Annotated in this window: 17 protein-coding genes; 2 read left to right on the top strand and 15 right to left on the bottom strand. The window is 64.3% G+C overall.

Annotated features, from left to right (window positions below; genetic code table 11):
• The 7 genes from HLH45_RS20755 to HLH45_RS20785 form a co-directional block, all read right to left on the bottom strand.
• A complete protein-coding gene (locus HLH45_RS20755; RefSeq protein ID WP_033479015.1) occupies window positions 1–963 on the bottom strand; it encodes a DUF58 domain-containing protein in 963 nt (320 codons plus the stop codon).
• 20 nt (window positions 964–983) lie between these two features.
• Entirely contained in the window at window positions 984–2,003 is a 1,020-nt protein-coding gene (locus tag HLH45_RS20760) for an AAA family ATPase (RefSeq protein WP_008575849.1), read from the bottom strand.
• Window positions 2,004–2,158: 155 nt separating this feature from the next.
• Window positions 2,159–4,033: a type IV pilus secretin PilQ gene (locus tag HLH45_RS20765; RefSeq protein ID WP_008575846.1), complete on the bottom strand. Its 1,875-nt coding sequence runs from the start codon at window positions 4,031–4,033 to the stop codon at window positions 2,159–2,161.
• Between the two features lie 19 nt (window positions 4,034–4,052).
• Window positions 4,053–4,586: a pilus assembly protein PilP gene (locus tag HLH45_RS20770; RefSeq protein ID WP_007974439.1), complete on the bottom strand. Its 534-nt coding sequence runs from the start codon at window positions 4,584–4,586 to the stop codon at window positions 4,053–4,055.
• Entirely contained in the window at window positions 4,583–5,248 is a 666-nt protein-coding gene (locus HLH45_RS20775; protein WP_008575845.1) for a type IV pilus inner membrane component PilO, read from the bottom strand. The genes HLH45_RS20770 and HLH45_RS20775 overlap by 4 nt, the downstream gene beginning before the upstream one ends.
• Window positions 5,245–6,027: a PilN domain-containing protein gene (locus HLH45_RS20780; protein ID WP_008575843.1), complete on the bottom strand. Its 783-nt coding sequence runs from the start codon at window positions 6,025–6,027 to the stop codon at window positions 5,245–5,247. Before HLH45_RS20780 ends, HLH45_RS20775 begins: the two co-directional genes overlap by 4 nt.
• Window positions 6,027–7,085, bottom strand: a complete 1,059-nt coding sequence (locus tag HLH45_RS20785; protein WP_011348458.1) for a pilus assembly protein PilM — start codon at window positions 7,083–7,085, stop codon at window positions 6,027–6,029. Before HLH45_RS20785 ends, HLH45_RS20780 begins: the two co-directional genes overlap by 1 nt.
• Window positions 7,086–7,298: 213 nt before the next feature.
• On the opposite strand from HLH45_RS20785, the gene HLH45_RS20790 reads away from it, so the two are divergent.
• A complete protein-coding gene (locus HLH45_RS20790; RefSeq protein WP_008575839.1) occupies window positions 7,299–9,725 on the top strand; it encodes a penicillin-binding protein 1A in 2,427 nt (808 codons plus the stop codon).
• 310 nt (window positions 9,726–10,035) lie between these two features.
• Complete coding sequence (locus tag HLH45_RS20795) at window positions 10,036–10,686, top strand: hypothetical protein (protein ID WP_008575838.1); 651 nt, start codon at window positions 10,036–10,038, stop codon at window positions 10,684–10,686.
• Between the two features lie 248 nt (window positions 10,687–10,934).
• Here the strand turns inward: HLH45_RS20795 and HLH45_RS20800 are convergent, their stop codons facing one another.
• The 8 genes from HLH45_RS20800 to gmk all read right to left on the bottom strand — a co-directional run bounded on the left by HLH45_RS20800 (window position 10,935) and on the right by gmk (window position 19,948).
• Window positions 10,935–12,224: a citrate synthase gene (locus tag HLH45_RS20800; RefSeq protein WP_003486167.1), complete on the bottom strand. Its 1,290-nt coding sequence runs from the start codon at window positions 12,222–12,224 to the stop codon at window positions 10,935–10,937.
• 229 nt (window positions 12,225–12,453) lie between these two features.
• Window positions 12,454–12,696: a type B 50S ribosomal protein L31 gene (locus HLH45_RS20805; protein ID WP_005911911.1), complete on the bottom strand. Its 243-nt coding sequence runs from the start codon at window positions 12,694–12,696 to the stop codon at window positions 12,454–12,456.
• Between the two features lie 71 nt (window positions 12,697–12,767).
• Entirely contained in the window at window positions 12,768–13,706 is a 939-nt protein-coding gene (locus HLH45_RS20810; RefSeq protein WP_008575834.1) for a nucleoside hydrolase, read from the bottom strand.
• Window positions 13,707–13,842: 136 nt separating this feature from the next.
• Window positions 13,843–15,996 (bottom strand): ATP-dependent DNA helicase RecG, encoded by a 2,154-nt coding sequence (recG, locus tag HLH45_RS20815; protein WP_008575833.1) that lies wholly within the window; start codon window positions 15,994–15,996, stop codon window positions 13,843–13,845.
• 20 nt (window positions 15,997–16,016) lie between these two features.
• On the bottom strand, window positions 16,017–16,397 hold the full coding sequence (locus tag HLH45_RS20820; protein WP_005911914.1) for a RidA family protein: 381 nt from the start codon (window positions 16,395–16,397) through the stop codon (window positions 16,017–16,019).
• Window positions 16,398–16,476: 79 nt separating this feature from the next.
• Complete coding sequence (locus tag HLH45_RS20825) at window positions 16,477–18,648, bottom strand: RelA/SpoT family protein (protein ID WP_008575831.1); 2,172 nt, start codon at window positions 18,646–18,648, stop codon at window positions 16,477–16,479.
• Window positions 18,649–18,776: 128 nt separating this feature from the next.
• The gene (gene rpoZ, locus HLH45_RS20830) at window positions 18,777–19,076 is read right to left on the bottom strand and encodes a DNA-directed RNA polymerase subunit omega (protein WP_002812428.1); all 300 of its coding nucleotides are present in this window, start codon (window positions 19,074–19,076) and stop codon (window positions 18,777–18,779) included.
• Window positions 19,077–19,336: 260 nt separating this feature from the next.
• On the bottom strand, window positions 19,337–19,948 hold the full coding sequence (gmk, locus tag HLH45_RS20835; RefSeq protein ID WP_008575828.1) for a guanylate kinase: 612 nt from the start codon (window positions 19,946–19,948) through the stop codon (window positions 19,337–19,339).
• Window positions 19,949–19,975: the final 27 nt, after the last annotated feature.

Raw genomic sequence — 19,975 nt, forward strand, 5'->3', positions numbered from 1 at the left:
TCAGCGACTCCGCGCGGCAGGGCTGCCGCCCAACCACGCATCGCTGGCATCGTCGGTGGACAGGCGATGCAAGCGCACGCCGCGTGCCTGCAGGAGCGACCCCAAATGCTCCAGCGGCGCGACGAATTCGGCCTGCCAGCGTGCACGTCCGGCCTGAGTCGACAGATCGATCGCGATGCGCTCGCCACGCACGTCGAAGGTGACTGCACGTGCCGGTGGCGCCAGTTCCAGCGGATCGACCAGCACGATCACCACCACCTCGTGATGCAAGGCCAAGCCCGACCAGCGCGTGGCAGAAATCCGGCCGGCGCTGCGCGCATCGGCCAGCACGGTCAGGCGCGCGCCGGGGCGCAACAGGCGCGCCGCATGATCCAGCGCCACCTCCAGCCCCGCATCGCCGGACGGCGGCTGGGCATACCAACGCGCCAAGGCATCCAACACCGGCAGCACACCACGCTGACCGGACCGCGGCGCAATCGGCGCCTCGCTCGCGGTGCCGCGCAAGGCTGCAATACGATCGCCCTGGCGCTGCGCCAGCCATGCGGCGACCGCGCCGGCGCGTGCGGCCTGCACCGATTTGTAGCGCACGCGCGTACCGAAGAAGAGCGCAGGCGAGGTATCGGCCACGATCAGGCTCAAACGCTCGCGCTCAGCCTGAAACAATTTGGTGTGCGCTCGCCCGGTTCGCGCGGTCACGCGCCAATCGATATGCCGCGCATCATCGCCAGCCACGTACTCACGCGACTCGGCATATTCCATGCCGCGCCCGCGCGTGGCGGCCGGCACCGGCCCCACCACCCCGTGCCGGCCACGTCCCGGTTGACCGCGATGGATTGCAGTACCGCGCAGCGCAATCAGTTCTGCAAGCGCTGGGCGCACTCCATCGCCAGCGACTGGCGAGGGGGCGGCTGCAGGGGACGAGAACGGCATCGAAGACATCGGTGTCTGGCGAGAGTGCGGCATACCTCAGCGACGCTCCCCGATCAGGGCAGCGGAATCTTTTCGAGCAGTGCAGCGATCAGGCGTTCGCCGTCCCAACCCTCGGCGGTGGCCTCGTAGCTGGGTAGGACGCGATGCCGCAGTACGTCAGGGGCAATGGCGCGGATATCGTCCGGCGTCACGTAGTCTCGCCCGGCCAGCCACGCCCGTGCGCGCGCGCACCGTTCCAGTGCGATCGAGCCACGCGGGCTGGCGCCCCAGGCGATCCGCCGCGCCAATGCCGGGTCGTAACGCTTGGCATCGCGCGAGGCCAGCACGATTTCGATCAGATAGCGTTCCAGCTGCGGTGCCAGATGCACGTCAAGCACCACACGGCGCGCGGCGAAGACATCTTCCAATGGAATCTTGTCCGGTACGGTCTCGTGCTTTTCCAGCGTGTCGCGGGCGGACTCGCGTGCCAGGCGCAGGATTTCCGCCTCGGCGTCGGCCTGGGGATAGCCGATGCGCACATGCATCAGGAAGCGATCCAACTGCGCTTCGGGCAGCGGGAACGTGCCCTCCTGCTCGATCGGATTCTGCGTCGCCATCACCAGGAACAACTGCGGCAGCGCATAGGTATGCCGGCCGACCGTCACCTGCCGCTCGCCCATCGCTTCCAGCAGCGCGGATTGCACCTTGGCTGGTGCGCGGTTGATTTCGTCGGCCAGCAGGATCGGGTGGAAGATCGGCCCGGGCATGAACTCGAACCGGCTGTCCTGCGGCCGCCAGATTTCGGTACCGGTCAGATCGGCAGGCAGCAGGTCCGGGGTGAACTGCACCCGGGCAAAATCCGCTTCCAGCCGCGAAGCCAGCGCACGGATGGCAGTGGTCTTGGCCAACCCGGGCGCGCCCTCGACCAGCAGATGGCCATCGGCCAGCAAGGCAATCAACAGCCGCTCCACGAGCGCTGCCTGGCCAACGATGCGCTGCGCAAGCGATTCGCGCAGCGAGGTGAATTGACGGTGCAGCCGGTCCTCGGCGGGCGCGGCAACGGCTTCGGGGGGGAGCAGTGGCGGTGCGTTCATAGGTCCAGTGTGACCGATTCGAACGCGATTGGTTCAATTGGCGGCGTTGGGATGTTCAGTGAGTGATCGAGTTCATGCTGGCTGGCTGGCAAAATGAGAAAGGCCAGGCATGCAGACATACTTGGCCTTCCTGCAGTCAAGATGCGTGTGCGGCATCAGCGCACGGCTGAAGCCACTCGCAGAACCTTTGGCGTGATGAAGACAAGCAACTCTGCCTTGCTTTTCTGGCGGCCTCTGCTCTTGAACAGATTGCCCAGGAAGGGCACATCACCGAGGAACGGAACTTTGTTGACACTGGCACGATCAGTAAATTCGTAAACGCCACCGATAACCACCGTCTGACCATCATCCACAAGCACAGCCGTGTTGATCTCGCGGCGATTGATCGACGGGACAGTGCCGTAAAGAGGCAGTTCAATCAACTGATCAACCTCATCCTTTTTGACGTTCATATTCAAAAAAACGCGGTTATCGTTGGTGATCGTTGGTGTTACTTTCAGCTCCAAAAGCACTTCCTTGAATTGCACATTCGGGGTCGCCGCCTGGCCACCAGTACCACCAGTAACGGTTACATACCCAATTTCGCGACCTTGCTTGATTACACCTTCGCGCTGATTGGACGTCACGATGCGAGGATTGGAAATCACCTCACCACGCCCTTCTTGCTGAAGTGCAGACAATTCAAGATCAAGATTGAAATTCGAACCAAGAAGCGTGTACGCAAGACTTGGAGCAGTGGCGCCGCTCGTAAACGCGCCGGTGGGCAGATTCACATTGAGACCGCGTCCTGCAGCAACCCCACCACCAGTTGCACCACTACCGATGGTTGCAACATTGTCACCGTAAGTATGAGTTCCACCCAGGCCGAATTTGGCACCCAAATCGCGTGCGAATGTATCCGTCGCAATCACAATGCGACCTTCGATCAGCACCTGATCGACGGGACGGTCGATATGCGAAATCAGCTCGCGCATCTGCGCGACTTTCTTGGGAATATCGCTAATCATCAAGGTGTTGGTGCGCTCATCGGCAACCAGGCGTCCGCGTGGTGACAGGAAGCCGTTGTCCTGCTGGCCTGCTCCGCCGCCACCTTGGCCGCCCTGACCACCGATTCCCTTGGCCTCCGTCAGCGCCTTAAAGATAAGCGCCGCATTGTGGTAATTGATCTGCACATAATCGGTGATCAAGTCCTCGCGGTTCTCGATCGCGATGCGGGCGTCTTCCTTGTCCTGCTCGAACTTGGCCAGCTCCGGTTGCGGGGCGACCCACACCACGCCACCATCGCGGCGCTTGTCCAGGCCCTTGGCACGCAGCACGATATCCAGCGCCTGGTCCCACGGCACGTTCATCAGGCGCAGCGTGACGTTGCCCTGCACGGTGTCGGAAGCGACGATATTGAGGTTGGACTCCTCGGCGATCAGCTGCAGCACGGTGCGCACCGGCACGTCCTGGAAGTTGAACGTCACCGGGCGGCCGCTGTAGCCGCGCGCAGCGATCTGCGCGGCAGCCTGCGTGACCGCCGCCGGGCTCACACCGCCAACCGCCGGCTGGCCCTTGCGCGGGGTGATTTCCACCACGTATTCGTTGCCGGTCTGGTAGGCCAGCGAGTCGAAGGCACCCTTGGTCGACAGCACCAGCTGCGAACCGGAGCCGGACGGCTTCACTTCAACGCGCTGCACCGGCGTGGCGAAGTCGGTGACATTGAGCGGGCGTTGCAGCTCGGCGGGTAGCTTGGCATTGCTGATGTCCACCAGCACGTTGTCGCCTTGCGTCCGCAGGTCCGGGCTGGCGCCCTGGCCGTCGAACTGCAGGATCAGACGGCCAGCGCCGTCTTCGCCGCGCTTGAAATCGATTTTGGACACCGCCAGGCTCGCCGGAGCGACCTTGGCCGGATCCTGCGCTGGCTGAGTCAGCGCCGCGGCGGCGAACGCGCTGCCGCTCGCCAGCGCCAGCGCGAACCCCAACGCGCAGGCCTGGAAGATCGCGTGGCGTCGTACCGGACGCAGCCGCTGGGCATTGGAAAACGTCATCGTGCTATCCCCTATCACTTTATTGATCATCCAATGCGAGTGCGGCCGGCCGTTCAAGCCATCCACCCGCACCGTCCGGCACAAGTTCAATCAGCTCGATGCGGTCTTCGTAGACCCCGGTCACCCGGCCATCGCTCTGTCCCAGATACACACCCGGCCGCACCCGGTAGGTCACCTTGTCAGGCGCCATCACCAATGCGATCAGGCCCGAACCGCCGCCAATGGTCCCCACCATGTCGAGGGCGTCGAGCGGAAAGGCTTCCAACGGTTCCTTGCGCCGGTTCGGATCCGGACGCGTGCCGTTGCCACCTTCCGCGCTGACCCAGGCATCGCTGAACGGGTCGCGCATCGCCTGCGCTGCATATTCGAAGGTCTCGAACTGCTGCATCACCGGCAATGGCTCCAGCGGCGGCGCAGGACGCGCGCGCACCTCGGCAACCCAGGCTTCCAGATTCGGCGCATCGCCCGGTGTGCTGGTCACACCGCGCGTGCACGCCGGCAATACTGCAATTAACGCCACACAGGACAGAATCTTGAGCAATTTCATGGTCATTGGCCGCCCTTCTTCGCAGCGTTGGCCGCAGCCTTTTCCTGCTCGGCCATTTCCTCATCGTCCAGATAACGATAGGTCTTGACCGTTCCGGACAGCTCCAGCGCACCGCGCGGGCCGATACCGGCCTTGGGGTCCTTGGGCTTGAGGTTGATGTCGTGCATGGTCAGGATCACCACGCGCGGCAGCGAGGCCACACCGCTGACGAAGGCACCGAACTGGTGATAGCTGCCCACCATGCGCAGAGCGATCGGCTTTTCGGCGTAAAACTCCTTCGGCGATTCCGGACCGGGCTGGAACAGCTCGTTGGACAGGCCGCTGGACAACGCGGTCTGCGAAATGTCGATGATCAAATCCGGCATTTCGGTCTTGCTGGGCAGCTGACGCAGCATCTGCTGCAGCACTTGTTCCATCTGCGCGAGCTGCTGCTTGAGCGGCTCCAGGTTCACCGCGCGGCCCTGTTGGGTCTCGAACTCGGTGCGCAGCTGGGATTCGGTGCTTTCCAGGCCTTCCAGTTCATCGCGCTTGCTGCTGATCAACAGGAACCAGGCCAGCACCATGATGAACAAGCCGACCACCACGCAGAACACGATGCGCGCCTGCTGCGGCCAACCGCCGATGTTGTTGAAATCCAGATCGCTGAGCTTGAATGATTTCTTACTCATGACGCCGCCCCCTCCTGCGGCCGATTGGCTGGCGCCGGTGCTGCCTGCGTCGGTGCAGGAGCAGCGGCAGGCGGCGTTGCGGGCGCAGGCGCCGCTGCCGGAGCAGCAGGCGTCGCACCGGCAGGCGCAGCACCCGGTGCTGCGGTGCCCGGCGCAGCCGGATCCGCTACGCCCGGCGCAGTGCCGTTCTTGTCAGCCTCGTTCGGGTTGGCCAGCTTGACCTTGAGCGTGAACACGTACGGCAGCGTCTTGGTGTCCATCGACGACGCGGCAGGTTGACCGGCCTTGTCCTGACTCTTGGCCTCGATGATCGACAGGTCCGGATTGGTCATCCAGCCCGAGCTTTCCAGGTTGCGCATGTATGCACTGACCCGCGCATTCGATTGCGAGCGACCTTCCAGCGTGAGGATGTCGCCATCCTGCTTGATGTTGGTCAGCGCCACGCCATCGGGAATGGTGCGCACCAGCGAATCGAACAGGTGCACCATCTGCGAGCGGTTGGCTTGCAGTTCCTCGATCACCTTCTTGCGGGCAAGCAGGCGGTCCTTCTTCTTGTCGAGTTCCTTGATCTCTTCGTTCTGCGCCTTGACCTTGTCGATCTCGGTGGTCAGAAACGCATTGCGCTCGGTCTGGCCGCTGATCTGCGCGTCGTAATAGAACCAGATCAACGCCGACAACAGCACGCCGCCCAATGCGGCGAAGCCCAGCATCGAATAGAACTCGCGCTCGCGTGCCTTTCGGCGCTCCGCGCGCCAGGGCAATAGATTGATTCTTGCCATCAGTCGAAGCTCCTCAGGGCCAGGCCGGTGGCGATCATCAATGCAGGCGCATCCAGCGCCAGCGCATGGGCCTGAACCTTCGGACCAAGCGTCATCTGGGCAAGCGGATTTGCAACGACCGTGGTCACGCCGAGCTGCTCTTCCACCATCTCCGGCAGGCGCGCCAGCGCGGCGCAACCGCCGGCCAGCACGATGCAGTCGACGCGGTTGAACTCACTGCCCGCATAGAAGAACTGCAGCAGACGGCTGATCTGCTGCACCGTGGCTTCCTTGAACGGCTCCAGCACCTCGACCTCGTAACTTTCCGGCAGGCCGCCCTGACGCTTGGCAAGGCCAGCCTCTTCATAGGTCAGCCCGTAACGGCGCATCACTTCGTCGGTGAGCTGCTTGCCGCCGAACACCTGTTCGCGGCTATACAGGCTGCGACCGGAGCGCAGCACGCTCAGCGTGGTCATGGTGGCGCCGATATCCACCAGCGCCACCACCGCATCGGCGGCCACCGGCAATTCGCTGGCAACCAGCGCGAAGGCGTTTTCGACCGCGAAGGCCTCCACGTCCATGACCTTGGCGGTCAAACCGCCGAGTTCCAGCGCCGACTGGCGCAGTTCCACATTCTCCGAACGCGAGGCGGCCAGCAGCACCTGCACCATATCCGGGCTGTTGGGCATCGGGCCCAGCACCTCGAAATCGAGATTGACTTCCTCGATCGGGTACGGAATGTAATTGGTGGCTTCCAGTTCGACCTGGGCTTCCAGGTCGCTATCGTCCAGATCGGCCGGCATCGGGATCAACTTGGTGATCACCGCCGACCCGGCGACAGCAGCGGCCGCGTTCTTGGCCTTGCTGCCGGAACGGTTGATGGCGCGCCGAATGGCTTCGCCCACCGCCTCCACTTCGACGATGTTCTTTTCCACGACCGCATTCGGCGGCAATGGTTCCACCGCGTAATGTTCCACGCGAAAACGGTTCCCGCTGCGCGATAGCTGCAAGAGCTTCACGGCAGTAGAACTAATGTCGACACCAATCAGTGGCGACTGACTCTTGGGTAAAAGCCCCACGGTAACTCCCCTGCCGACGGGCACTTGGACGCACGTGCGCCCTCGTATTAATAATCAAATTTTAACAGTTGACAAGCCCTTCACGCGCAAGGCAATGACCCCGCGACCGTGACCCCAGTGCTGTCTTCTGCGATCCCCAGAGTTCGGCCCCAGCCAAACTCGGCGTCATCTATACTCTGTGACCAAGAAATCTGCAATCGGAATCTCTCTTACATGCCCCGTATTCGCCGTTGGCTGGGCTGGATCCTGGCCACGATCGTCGTGCTCGCACTGCTTGGCGCAATTGCTGCCGGCGGCCTGTATTACGCCATTTCCTCGAAGTTGCCAGACGTTCAATCGCTCAAGCAGGTCGAGCTGCAGGAGCCGATGTACGTCTATTCCAGCGATGGCCGCCTCATGGCGGTTTATGGCGAGACCCGGCGTTATCCCATCCAGATGAAGGACGTGCCGCTGCGCCTGAAGCAGGCCTTCCTGGCCACCGAGGACGCGCGCTTCTACGAGCACGGCGGCGTGGACTACAAGGGCATTGCCCGCGCGGTGTGGCTGCTGACAACCACCGATGCCAAGCGCGTGCCGGGTGGTTCGACCATTACCCAGCAGGTGGCGCGGCAGTTCTTCCTGAGTTCGGAGTACAGCTACACCCGCAAGCTGGCGGAGATCCTGCTGGCGCGCAAGATCGAAAGTGAGCTGAGCAAGGACGAGATCTTCGAGCTGTATCTCAACAAGAGTTTCTTCGGCAACCGCGCCTACGGCGTCGGGGCCGCTGCCGAGTACTACTACGGCAAGAAGATGAGCGAATTGAGCCTGGACGAGATGGCCTCGCTGGCCGGCATCCCCAAGTTCCCGTCCAGCGGCAACCCGATCAGCAACCCTGAGCGTGCGCAGGAGCGTCGCGACTATTACGTGCTGCAGCGCATGGCCGACCTGGGCTTTGTCAGCCAGGCCGAGGCCGACGCCGCCAAGGCCGTGCCGATGCACGCCAAGCCGCATGAGCCGCCGGTGGAGGTGTATGCACCTTACGTGGCCGAGCTGGTACGTCAGGAAATGATCGCCAAGTACGGCGGCGATGTGCTCAACAAGGGCTATCACGTCACCACGACCATCGATGCGACCCTGCAGACTGGTGCGGATGTGGCAGTCGCCGACGGCTTGCGGGTCTACGATCATCGCCATGGCTGGCATGGCGTCGAGCAGCACTTCGACGTGCCCGCCGATGCGGACGCGCCTGCACTGGCCAAGCACCTGGCAGGCGCGTTCACCCAGGGCGGACTGCGTGCGGTGATCGTGGCGCGCACCAATCCCGATGGCGGGGTCACGGTCGTGCTGAGCGACAAGACCGAACTGACCCTGCCCGCCAGTGCCAGCCGCTGGACCGGCAAGACCCCGGCCAAGCTGCTGACCCGCGGCGACCTGACCCGCATTCGCGCCGGCGAAAAGGACGGCGAGTGGATCATCGACCAGTTGCCGCGCGGCCAGGCGGCATTGGTTTCGCTGGACGCCAATAGCGGCGCCCTGCGTGCCCTGGTAGGCGGCTTCAGCTTTGCGGGGAACAAGTTCAACCGCGCCACCCAGGCACGCCGCCAGCCAGGGTCGAGCTTCAAGCCGTTCGTCTACGCAGCCGCATTCGAAAAGGGCTTCAACCCGGCCTCGATCGTGCTGGACGCGCCGGTGGTGTTCCGCGACCGGCGCGGCAAGACCTGGTCGCCGCAGAACGATGGAGGCGGCTTCCGCGGGCCGATGCGCCTGCGCGAAGCGCTGGTGCAGTCGCGCAACCTGGTGTCGGTGCGTCTGCTGGACGCCATCAGCGTCGATTTCGCACGCAAATACATCAGTCAATTCGGTTTCCAGGAGGCCGAATTGCCGCCAAACCTGTCGATGTCGCTGGGCACCGCTTCGCTGACGCCGCTGTCTGTGGCACGCGGCTATGCGGTGTTCGCCAATGGCGGCTCACGGGTGGACACCTGGATCGTGGATGAGGTCAAAGACCGCGAGGGCAATGTCATCTTCAAGGAAGTGCCGGCCGTAGCCTGCCGCACCTGCGCCCTGCAAGGCGGCAATGTGGCGCCCGTGAGCCAGGTCGTCGATGGCTTCAACTTCGGCGCGCAGGCACCGGAGACACCGCCTGCCGCGCCGGCCACGGCCACGCCGACGCAGGCGCAGACCGCCCCTGCGGCAACCGCGCAGACCAAGATCGCGCCGCGCGCGATCGACGAGCGCACCGCCTACCAGCTGGTGTCGATGATGCGCGACGTGGTCCAGCGCGGCACCGGCACCGCGGCCAAGGTCCTCGGCCGCGAGGACGTGGGCGGCAAGACCGGCTCCACCAACGAGCACCGCGACGCGTGGTTCTCCGGCTTTGGCGGCCCCTACGTCACCACCGTATGGGTGGGCCGCGACGACTTCCGCTCGCTCGGCTATCGCGAATACGGCGGCAAGGCGGCGCTGCCGATCTGGATCGACTACATGCGCGTAGCGCTCAAGGACAAGCCGATCGCCGCCAACGATCCACCCGATGGCATGACCCAGGCCACCATCAATGGCGCCGTCGAATGGGTCAAGAACGAAGATCTGGACCGCCTGCAGGATTACGACTACGGCCTGCAGGAACAGCAGGACGAAAAGGCGTTCGACATTTTCTGAGGAATCGGGATTGGGGAATCGAAAGCGGCGAGGCTGTTCGGTTCCCCAATTTGTTGGCCCCCGATTCAATACGCGCCGGCCATTGCCGGCCTGATGGATCGCTGGCGGCAACGTTGCCGGGTCGGCGCAGCGCTCACCTGCCCGCCACGGATATCGCACGCGCATTGCGCCTTGGCCGTGCATACCCGTACCTGGACCATCGCCCGGTCACCGCTGCGTGATCGTTCCTTTGCAATGACATGACGCATTCGCCATGTCTTCATGCAGCTGTTGTAGAGTCCAGATCAGGTTCATTAGGGGGAGCCCGGTCATGCATCACGCACGCGCGCACGCCGATACACGAACCCGGGAACGTCGCCATCGTCTGGCGCACGAAGCCGCACGCCTGATGGCCGAAGGCGGCATCCGTGATTTCCATCAAGCCAAGCTCAAGGCTGCCAGCCGGCTCGGCATTCATGACGATGCGTCGCTGCCACGCAATCGCGAGATCGAAGATGCGTTGCGCGAGTACCAACGCCTGTTCGCCGGACCTGCGCACGGTGCGCGTCTGCGCCAACGTCGCGAAGCCGCGTTGCGGGCGCTTGAGTTTCTCAGCCCCTTCCAGCCACGGCTGACCGGCCCGGTGCTGGACGGCACCGCCGACGCCAATGCACCGGTGCACCTGCAGTTGCACAGCGACGATGCCGATGCCGTGCAGCGGTTTCTGGAAGAACACCGCATTCCGGCCGAGTCGCGCACGCGCCGGCTGCGCCTGGATCGCGAGCGCAACGGCGAGTTTCCGGTGTGGCTGTTCAGCGCCGAAGACCTCACCTTCGATCTCACCGTGCTGCCCTACGACGCGCTGCGGCAGGCGCCGCTATCGCAGCTGGACGAAAAGCCGATGCCGCGTGCATCGGCCGCGCAGGTGCGACAGTTGTTGACAGACGGCGACGGCTCCAGCGGCTCACCGCTGCTGCGCTGAGTCGGCCATATGACGCGGAACCTGCCTACGCGGGCGAGCTCTGTACTTCTTTAAACCGGCGTCACGACGCCGCTACGCAGCGGTCGTTTATTCGGGCCCAGCCGCAGACGGACGAACCGTCGTGTAACACGACGCTGCCAATCGCCACGACAGCAGCACGCTGTGCTGGAAGGCGACTGCCGCGCAACATCCAAATGCAAACGCCCCGCACTGCGGGGCGTTTGTTTACGCAGATACGCGTGGACCGATCAGCGCTTGGCGCTGTCGGTGTAATCGCGCTTGTCATAACCGGTATAGATCTGGCGCGGACGGCCGATCTTCATTTCCGGGTCGACCTGCTGCTCCAGCCAATGCGACACCCAACCTGCGGTGCGTGCGATGGCGAACATCACGGTGAACATTTCCACCGGGATATTGAGCGCCTTGTAGATGATGCCCGAGTAGAAGTCGACGTTCGGGTACAGCTTGCGCTGCACGAAATAGTCGTCCTTCAGCGCGGCCTCTTCCAGCTTCAGCGCCACTTCCAGCAGCGGGTCGTTGACGCCCAGCTCGCCCAGCACCTTGTGGGTCATCTCGCGGATGATCTTGGCGCGCGGGTCGAAGTTCTTGTAGACGCGGTGGCCGAAGCCCATCAGACGGAACGAGGAATTCTTGTCCTTGGCCTTGGCCACGGCCGATTCGACGTTGTCGGCGGTGCCGATCTCTTCGAGCATCTTCAGCACGGCTTCGTTTGCGCCACCGTGTGCCGGGCCCCACAGCGCGGTGATACCGGCGGCGACCGAGGCGTACGGATTGGCACCGGTCGAGCCGACCAGACGCACGGTCGAGGTCGACGCATTCTGTTCGTGGTCGGCGTGCAGGATGAACAGCAGATCCAGGGCCTTGGCAACGACCGGATTGATCTCCAGCGGCTCGCTCGGCACTTCGAACATCATGTGCAGGAAGCGGTCGACGTAGTTCAGGTTATTGCGTGGGTAGCGGATCGGCCAGCCGATCGAATAACGGTACGCCGCAGCCGCCAGGGTTGGCACCTTGGCGATCAAACGGATGGCGGCCTGACGGCGCTGCTCCGGATCGTTGAGGTCCAGGGTGTCGTGGTAGAACGCCGACAGCGAGGCGACCGAGCCGGCCAGCATGGCCATCGGGTGCGCGTCGTGACGGAAACCGCCGAGGAAGTTCTTCAGCGACTCGTGCATCATCGTGTGATGCGTCACTTCGTGGTCGAACTTCTTGAATTCGTCCGCCGTCGGCAGTTCGCCGTTCATCAGCAGGTACGAGACCTCAAGGAAGCTGGACTTTTCGGCCAGCTGCTCGATCGGGTAACCGCGATACAGCAACACGCCATTGTCGCCATCGATATAGGTGATGGCCGACTTGCAGCTGGCGGTGGCGGTGAAGCCCGAGTCGTATGTGAACAGACCGGTTTCTTTGGTCAGCTTTGAGATATCGACGCAATCATTGCCAAGCGTGGGCTTGAGAACCGGCAGAACGACCGACTTGTCGCCGGCGTTGAGCGTGACCTGATCAAGATCGGACACTGTGTACGCTCCTTCAGTGGAAGGCGCCTGATCCCACATGGGCAGGCACGTGATGGAAGTCCAAGGCATCGCCCCGGATCAGACCATTATCGCACAGCAGCATTTTGGCCGTCGCTTGGACAGAAGTCGTAGACGCATCGCGCCAGGCATACAGGCGAAGCGTTCAGCGCCCCAAAAAACAACGGCCGCGCAATGCGCGGCCGCTGCCGGTACAGCCCGTCCTGCAAGTTCAGCGCGCGTAGCGCTTCTGGAACTTGTCGATCCGGCCGCCGGTGTCGATCACCTTGTGCTTGCCGGTATAGAACGGGTGCGAGGACGAGGAAATTTCCACCTTGATCAGCGGATACTCCTGGCCGTCTTCCCACTTCACGGTCTCTTTCGAGGTCATGGTGGAACGGGTCAGAATCTTGAAATCGGACGTCACGTCGTGAAAGACGACGTCTTTGTAGTTGGGATGAACGTTATCTTTCATGGACTTGGCGCCGGGCTGCCTGGATAAGCCGGGTATTATAGCTGCGCCCAGGCAGCCGGCGCAAGGTCGCCTCAGTTCGCCGCCAGGGCGGCCCCGACCAGCGCGTAGAACTGCTGGATGTCATAGGCCAGCAGCAGATTGGCATTGTCGGGCGCCCCGCCTTGCCGGTTCCAGTCCACCAGGGTCATGCCACGGGTATGCGCACCGGACAGTTCGATATGGACCGGGCGCTGCTCCAGCCGCTGGGCGCCTTCCGGGTGCAGTGCGAACGCCATCGCCAGCGCGTCGGCGGCATACCAGTACTCGCCGCGGCTGTCTTCGGACCACAGCCGGGTCTTGCGCGAGATCTCCTCGTAGAACCGGGCGCGGCCAGAATCGGCCGCCAGCCATTGCTCCACATCCCGGTGCAGCAGGCCGTGGGCAATGGTGGCTTCCCAGTCGGCCACGTCGAACTGCGGAAAACCGCCGAACACGATATGCGCCGCTTCCGGGTCGAACCCGATATTGAACTCGGCCGCAGCGGTGATATTGCCGTGCCCGGTCAACGCCCCGCCCATCACCACCAGCCGCGCCACGCGCTGCGGCAGGGTCGGGTCCAGGGTGAGCGCCAGGGCAAGATTGGTCAATGGACCGAGCGCCACCAGCAGCAGCTTGCCGGCGTGTTCGTGCGACAGACGCAGGATGGCGAGCGCGGCGTGTTCGGCCTCGGCAGTGCGCTTGGCCGGTGCCAGGCCCACATCGCCGAATCCGTCGAGACCGTGCACGTGCGCCGCATCCACCGACGGGTGCAGCAACGGCTGCGGGCAGCCGGCGTAGACCGGCACATCGGTACGGCCAGCGATCTCGCAGACCTTCAAGGCGTTGCGCACGGTGTGCTCCAGGCCCACGTTGCCGGCGGCGATGGTCAGGCCGACCACCTCGTGGCGTGTGTCGTTGAAGGCCATCAGCAGCGCCAAGGCGTCGTCCACGCCAGGGTCGGTGTCGATCAGCAGCGGTATCTTGTCAGTCATGGGATTCGGGATTGGGCATTCGGGATTCGTTGCCGCATCTTCGCAAGGATCGGCCGGCCACGCGAATCAACGACGCCCGTGTCGCAGCAATCCCGCTTTGACGATTCCCTAATCCCGATTCCCGACTCCCGGCCGCTCAAGCGGCCGCATACCGCACCGCGCCGCCGATCCAGCGTTCGACCACGCGGTCGGCGACTTCTGGCGCTTCGTCCAGCAGCCGCTCGGCCAGTACCTGCACGCGCGGCAACAGGCCGGCGTCGCGTGCCAGATCGGCGATGCGGAAACTGGCCAGGCCGGTTTGCCGGGTGCCCAGCAATTCGCCCGGGCCACGCAACTCCAGATCCTTCTCCGCGATCACGAAACCATCGTTGGTCTGGCGCATGGTCTCCAGACGCTGGCGCGCCATCATCGACAACGGCGCCTGGTACAGCAGCACGCAACTTGAGGCGGCTGCGCCACGCCCGACCCGACCGCGCAACTGATGCAATTGGGCCAGGCCCAGCCGCTCGGCATTTTCGATGATCATCAACGAGGCGTTAGGCACGTCCACGCCGACTTCGATCACGGTGGTGGCCACCAGCAGGTCGCTGCGGCCCTGCTTGAAATCCAGCATGGCCTTCTGCTTTTCGGCCGGCTTCATGCGGCCGTGCACCAGCGCCACCCGCACGCCCGGCAACTGCGCCGACAAGGCCTCGAAGGTGACTTCGGCGGCCTGCGCTTCGATGCGCGGCGGACCGCCTTGCTGGCCTTGCGCGCCTTTCTCGGGTTCTTCGCTTTCTTCGATCAGGGTGCACACCCAATATGCCTGCCGTCCTTCGGCGCAGGCGGCGCGAATGCGTTCGACCAATTCGGGCCGGCGCTCTGCGCTCAGCACGATCGTCTGCACCGGCGTGCGGCCGGGCGGCAATTCGTCGATGGCCGAAACATCCAGATCTGCGTAAGCCGACATCGCCAACGTGCGCGGAATGGGCGTGGCGGTCATCACCAGTTGATGCGGCACGCTGCCCGCCGCCGCTCCCTTGTCGCGCAACGCAAGGCGCTGATGCACGCCGAAGCGGTGTTGCTCGTCGACGATGGCCAACGCCAGGTCGTGGAAGATCACCGCTTCCTGCATCAACGCATGCGTGCCGACCACGACCTGCGCCTGACCGGAGGCGACCTCGGCCATCACTGCAGCGCGCGCCTTGCCGGTGACCTTGCCCGCCAGCCAGACGATGCGGATGCCCAACGGTTCCAACCAGCCGCGCAGATTGGTGAGGTGCTGCTCGGCCAGCAATTCGGTGGGCGCGGCAAGTGCGACCTGCTTGCCCTGCTCCACCGCCAACATGGCCGCCAGTGCCGCGACCACGGTCTTGCCGCTGCCGACATCGCCCTGTACCAGCCGCAGCATCGGCGAGGGTTGCGCAAGGTCATGCGCAATCTGTTCGAACACGCGTTGTTGCGCGCCGGTCAGCTGGAACGGCAGCGCCTTGCACAATTGCTGCACCAACGTGCCGTTGCCGGGCAGGCTGGGCGCGTGCAGACGCTGCAACGCGATGCGTTGCCGGCGCAGGCTGAGCTGGTGCGCCAGCAATTCCTCGATTGCCAAGCGCTGCTGGGCCGGGTGGCCTCCGGCGAGCAGTTGCTGTGGATCAGTGCCAACCGGCGGGCGATGCATGGTGAGCAAAGCCGCGCGCAATGAGGGCAATCGCTCGTCCTGCAGCCAGTGCGGTGGCAACAATTCCAGCGCACTTTCGGGCGGCAGACGCTCCAGTGCCTGGCCGATGAGCTTGCGCAACGTCGCCGGGCCAACGCCTTCGAGCACCGGATACACCGGATCCAGACTGTCGCCCAACCCGGCATCTTCGTCCGGTGCGAGCACGCGGTAACTGGGGTGCACGATCTCCCAGCCGTGCTGGCCGGGCTTGGGTGTGCCGAACACCCGCAGCCGCGTACCGACGGCGAACTGCGCGACCTGCGCCGCACGAAAATGAAAGAAGCGCAGCACCAGCGTCCCGTGCGAGGCGTCGGACACTGCCACGCGCAGCACCGGCCGGAAGCGGAAGCCGCGCTCCACAGCCTCCACGCGTCCTTCGACCTGCGCCGGCACGCCACCTTGCAGCTGCGCGATGGTGGTCAAGCGCGTGCGGTCTTCGTAACGCAGCGGCAGATGCAGCCACAGGTCCTGCACGCTCAGGATGCCGCGCGCAGCGAACTTGTCGGCCACTTTCGGGCCAACACCGGGCAGGCTGGACAGCCGAGCCTGGCCGGCGACGGCCAGGCTCGGTGTGACGACGCGCGTGCGCGACACGGCCGATCAGCGGCGCAGGATCACTCGATCACCATCACTGCATCGACTTCGAAGCCGGCGCCCTTGGGCAGACCGGAGACTTCGATGGTCGAACGCGCCGGGAACGGTGCCTGGAAATACTCCTGCATCACCGCGTTGACTGCAGCGAACTGCCCCAGGTCGGTCAGATACAGACCCAGACGCACGATCTTGTCGAGCGAGCCGCCGGCCGCTTCGGCCACCGCCTTGAGGTTGTCGAATGCACGGCGCGCCTGCGCACCGATGTCGCCCGGCACGATCTCGCCGGTGGCCGGGTCCAGCGGGATCTGCCCGGAGAAATACACGGTGTTGCCGGCACGCACGGCCTGCGAATACGGGCCGATGGCGGCAGGCGCCTGGTCGGTATGGATGATCTGGGACATGGACACTCCACTGCAAAGGGTTGCCGCAGTTTAGGCCTTTGTGCGGATTTGCTCGACTGTTGCGCGAGCGCGCCAGGCGCTACTGGCGTCCGACGCTCTGCACCACGTGCAGACGCCGTAGCCGGCGCATCACCTCGGCCAGGTGGCGGCGGTCGCGCACCTGGATGTTGAAGCGCAGCACGGCTGCGTTGAAGTCGCGGTCCAGATAGTCCACGCGCTCGATATTGGACTGACTCTGCGCGATGGCTGCCGCCAGCTGCGCCAGCACGCCGGTGCGGTTTTCCACTTCGACCACCAGCGCGGTGTCGTAGTCGCCGGTCACGTTGGAGTCCCAGTCGATCGGCACCCACCGTTCGGGCGATTTGCGCAGTTCCGCCAGGTTCGGGCAGTCCAGGCGGTGCACCACGATGCCCTTGCCGGCGGTGTGATAGCCCATGATTTCGTCGCCGGGAATCGGCTGGCAGCAATTGGCGAAACTGATCACGCCGCGCTCGCTGCCGTCGATCAGGATCTTCTCGTGCGAATGCTTGGACAGGCCACCGCCACGCAGTTCTGCGTAAGCCATCAACGCCTGCGCGGCCTGATTGGGCATCCAGTTGCCGAGCGCCACATCGGCCAGCAACGCTTCCAGACGCGGATAGCGGTGCTCGGCAAGGAAGGCGTCCAGGCGACCCTTGGGCAGCCGTTCCAGCGAAGAGTCCATTGCCTCCAGCGCGCGGTCCAGCATGCGGTGGCCCAACTGCACGGCATCTTCGTGCTCGAGTTGCTTGAGCTGATGCCGGATGGCGGTGCGCGCCTTGCTGCTGACCACAAATTCCAGCCACTGCGGTTTGGGCGTGGCCGAGCGTGCGGTGATGATCTCCACCGCCTGCCCGCTGACCAGCTTGGTGCGCAACGGCACCAGCTTCTTGTCCACGCGCGAGGCCACGGCGCGATTACCCACGTCGGTATGCACCGCGTAGGCAAAATCCAGCGCGGTGGAATTGCGCGGCAACGCCAGGATCTTGCCCTTGGGCGTGAACAGATAGACCTCGTCCGGGAACAGGTCGACCTTGACGTTGTCCAGGAATTCCAGCGACGAGCCAGCGGCGCGCTGCGAATCGATCAGTTCCACGATCCAGTCGTGTGCACGACTCTGCGCGCTGTTGGGCGAGGCCGAGCCGACCTTGTAGGTCCAGTGCGCCGCTACGCCGCGTTCGGCGATCAGGTCCATCTCTTCGGTGCGGATCTGCACTTCGATCGGCGAGCCGTATGGTCCGAACAATACGGTGTGCAGCGACTGGTAGCCATTGGCCTTGGGGATTGCGATGAAATCGCGGAAGCGCCCGTCCAGCGGCTTGAAGCTGGCATGCACCGCGCCCAGCGCGTGATAGCAATCGGCCACCGTGCGCACCACCAGGCGAAAGCCGAACACGTCCATCACCTGGTCGAAGGACTTGTTCTCTTCGTGCATCTTGGAATAGATGCTCCAGGGCGTCTTGATGCGGCTGACCAGCCGATGCTCCAGCCCTTCCTTGGCCAGCCGCTGGGACAGCTGCACTTCCACCTGCGCCATCGATTCGCGCCGCACCACCGGCTGGCTGCGGATGTGCTTTTCGATGATGGCGTGGCGCCACGGATACAACGCGCGGAAGCCCAGATTCTGCAATTCGGACTTGATCAGGCTCATGCCCAGCCGCTGCGCGATGGGTGCGTAGATCTCCAGCGTCTCGCGCGCGATGCGGCCGCGCGCCTCGGTGCTCTGTGCGCCGAGCGTGCGCATGTTGTGCAGGCGGTCGGCCAGCTTGATCATGATCACGCGCAGGTCGCGCGACATCGCCAGCAGCATCTTGCGGAAACTTTCTGCCGCCGCTTCCTGGCGGTCGCGGAACTTGAGCTTGTCCAGCTTGGTGACGCCATCGACCAGCTCGGCCACCGCCTCGCCGAACTCCGACGCCAGTTCTTCGCGCGTCAGCGGCGTATCTTCAATGGTGTCGTGCAGGATTGCGGCAATCAGCGATTCCATGTCCAGGCCAAGCTCGGCCAGCACGCCAGCCACCGCCACCGGGTGGGTGATGTAGGGCTCGCCCGACTTGCGGGTCTGCCCGGCATGCGCGCTGGCGCCCACTTCCCAGGCACGGCGCAGGATCGGCAGCTGCTCCTTGGGCAGGTAGCTGGCCGCGCGCTCGAGATGCAGGACGTAGTCGGGGATGGCCTGGTCGGAAGACGGAGACGTCACGACGGTCGCCTGGGCAGTGGGGCCTGGGTTCATGCCGGAAGACTATGCCAGCCGTGCAGTCTGGGCAAACATTTGCACACGCAGGCGTATTGCCGGGACCGAAAACGAAAACAGCCCGCATCGAGGCGGGCTGTTCTGATCGATCGCAGCGATGCTGGAAATCAATCGTCGTTCTTGGACATGTCTTCGTCGGCGACCACTTCGGCGGCGGCCCATTCCAGCGCTTCGCGCTCGGCGCGTTCGCGCTCGGCCTTCTCGACTTCATCGATCAGCGCGTTGTCGATCCGGCGTGCGGCGATCTCGCGCAGTGCCATCACGGTGGGCTTGTCGCTGGCATCGGCATTCTCGATCAGCGGCTGCACGCCGTTGGCGAGCTGACGGGCGCGCTTGGAGGCCATCATGACCAGCTCAAAACGGTTGTTCACGACTTCCAGGCAATCTTCTACGGTAATGCGGGCCATGCGGGCTCCCGGCGACCAGCAACGGCCGCGCATCGAATGAGGGAAAGGGGGCGGAGTGTACGCTCCGGCCGGCGCCGCAGCAACCGCCACCCATTCAGTTTCCTTTGGAATCAGCGGTTTGAGCCGCTTGGAGCGATCAGGAAACCTTGCTGAGCAGTCGCTGGTGCAGCCGGCGCGTGTCAGAACCGCCGTCTACGCGAAGTGGATGCCGTCGCGCGGCGGCGCCCGTCCGGTGACCAGCCCCGCCGTGCCAGCGGCGCTTACTCCAGCAGCGCCTGAATCAATCCGGCGTGCCGCTGCTGTTGCGCCTGCCGACGCAGCCGGCTGGCGGTGAAGATGGCGCACATCTCCGCCACGGCGATGTCGAAGGTCTCGTTGATGATCACGTAATCGAACTCTTCGAAATGCAGCATCTCTTCACGGGCGGCGGCCAGGCGTTGCGCCATCACGTCCTCGCTGTCCTGCCCGCGCTTGCGCATGCGCTCGTCCAGCGCCTGGCGCGACGGCGGCAGGATGAACACGCTGACCGCATCGGGCACCTTCTGGCGCACCTGACGCGCGCCCTGCCAGTCGATCTCCAGCAGGACGTCGTGGCCGGCGGCCAGCTGCGGCTCCACCGACTGCCGCGCGGTGCCCTTCCAGTCGCCATGCACCAGCGCATATTCGAAGAAATCGCCCGCCTCGATCATGCCCTGGAACTCGTCGGCGGAGACGAAATGGTAGTGCTCGGCATGCCGTTCGCCCGGCCGCGGCGCGCGCGAGGTGAACGAGATCGACAGGGCGATCTTCGGGTCGCGTGCCAGGGTGGCGTTGACGATGCTGCTCTTGCCGGCGCCGGAGGGGGCCGCAACGATATAGAGAGTGCCGCGCATAGGATCAGGGATTCGGGATTGGGGAGT

This window comes from Xanthomonas euvesicatoria (assembly GCF_013112235.1).
In the GTDB taxonomy this organism is placed as follows: Bacteria; Pseudomonadota; Gammaproteobacteria; order Xanthomonadales; family Xanthomonadaceae; genus Xanthomonas; species Xanthomonas euvesicatoria.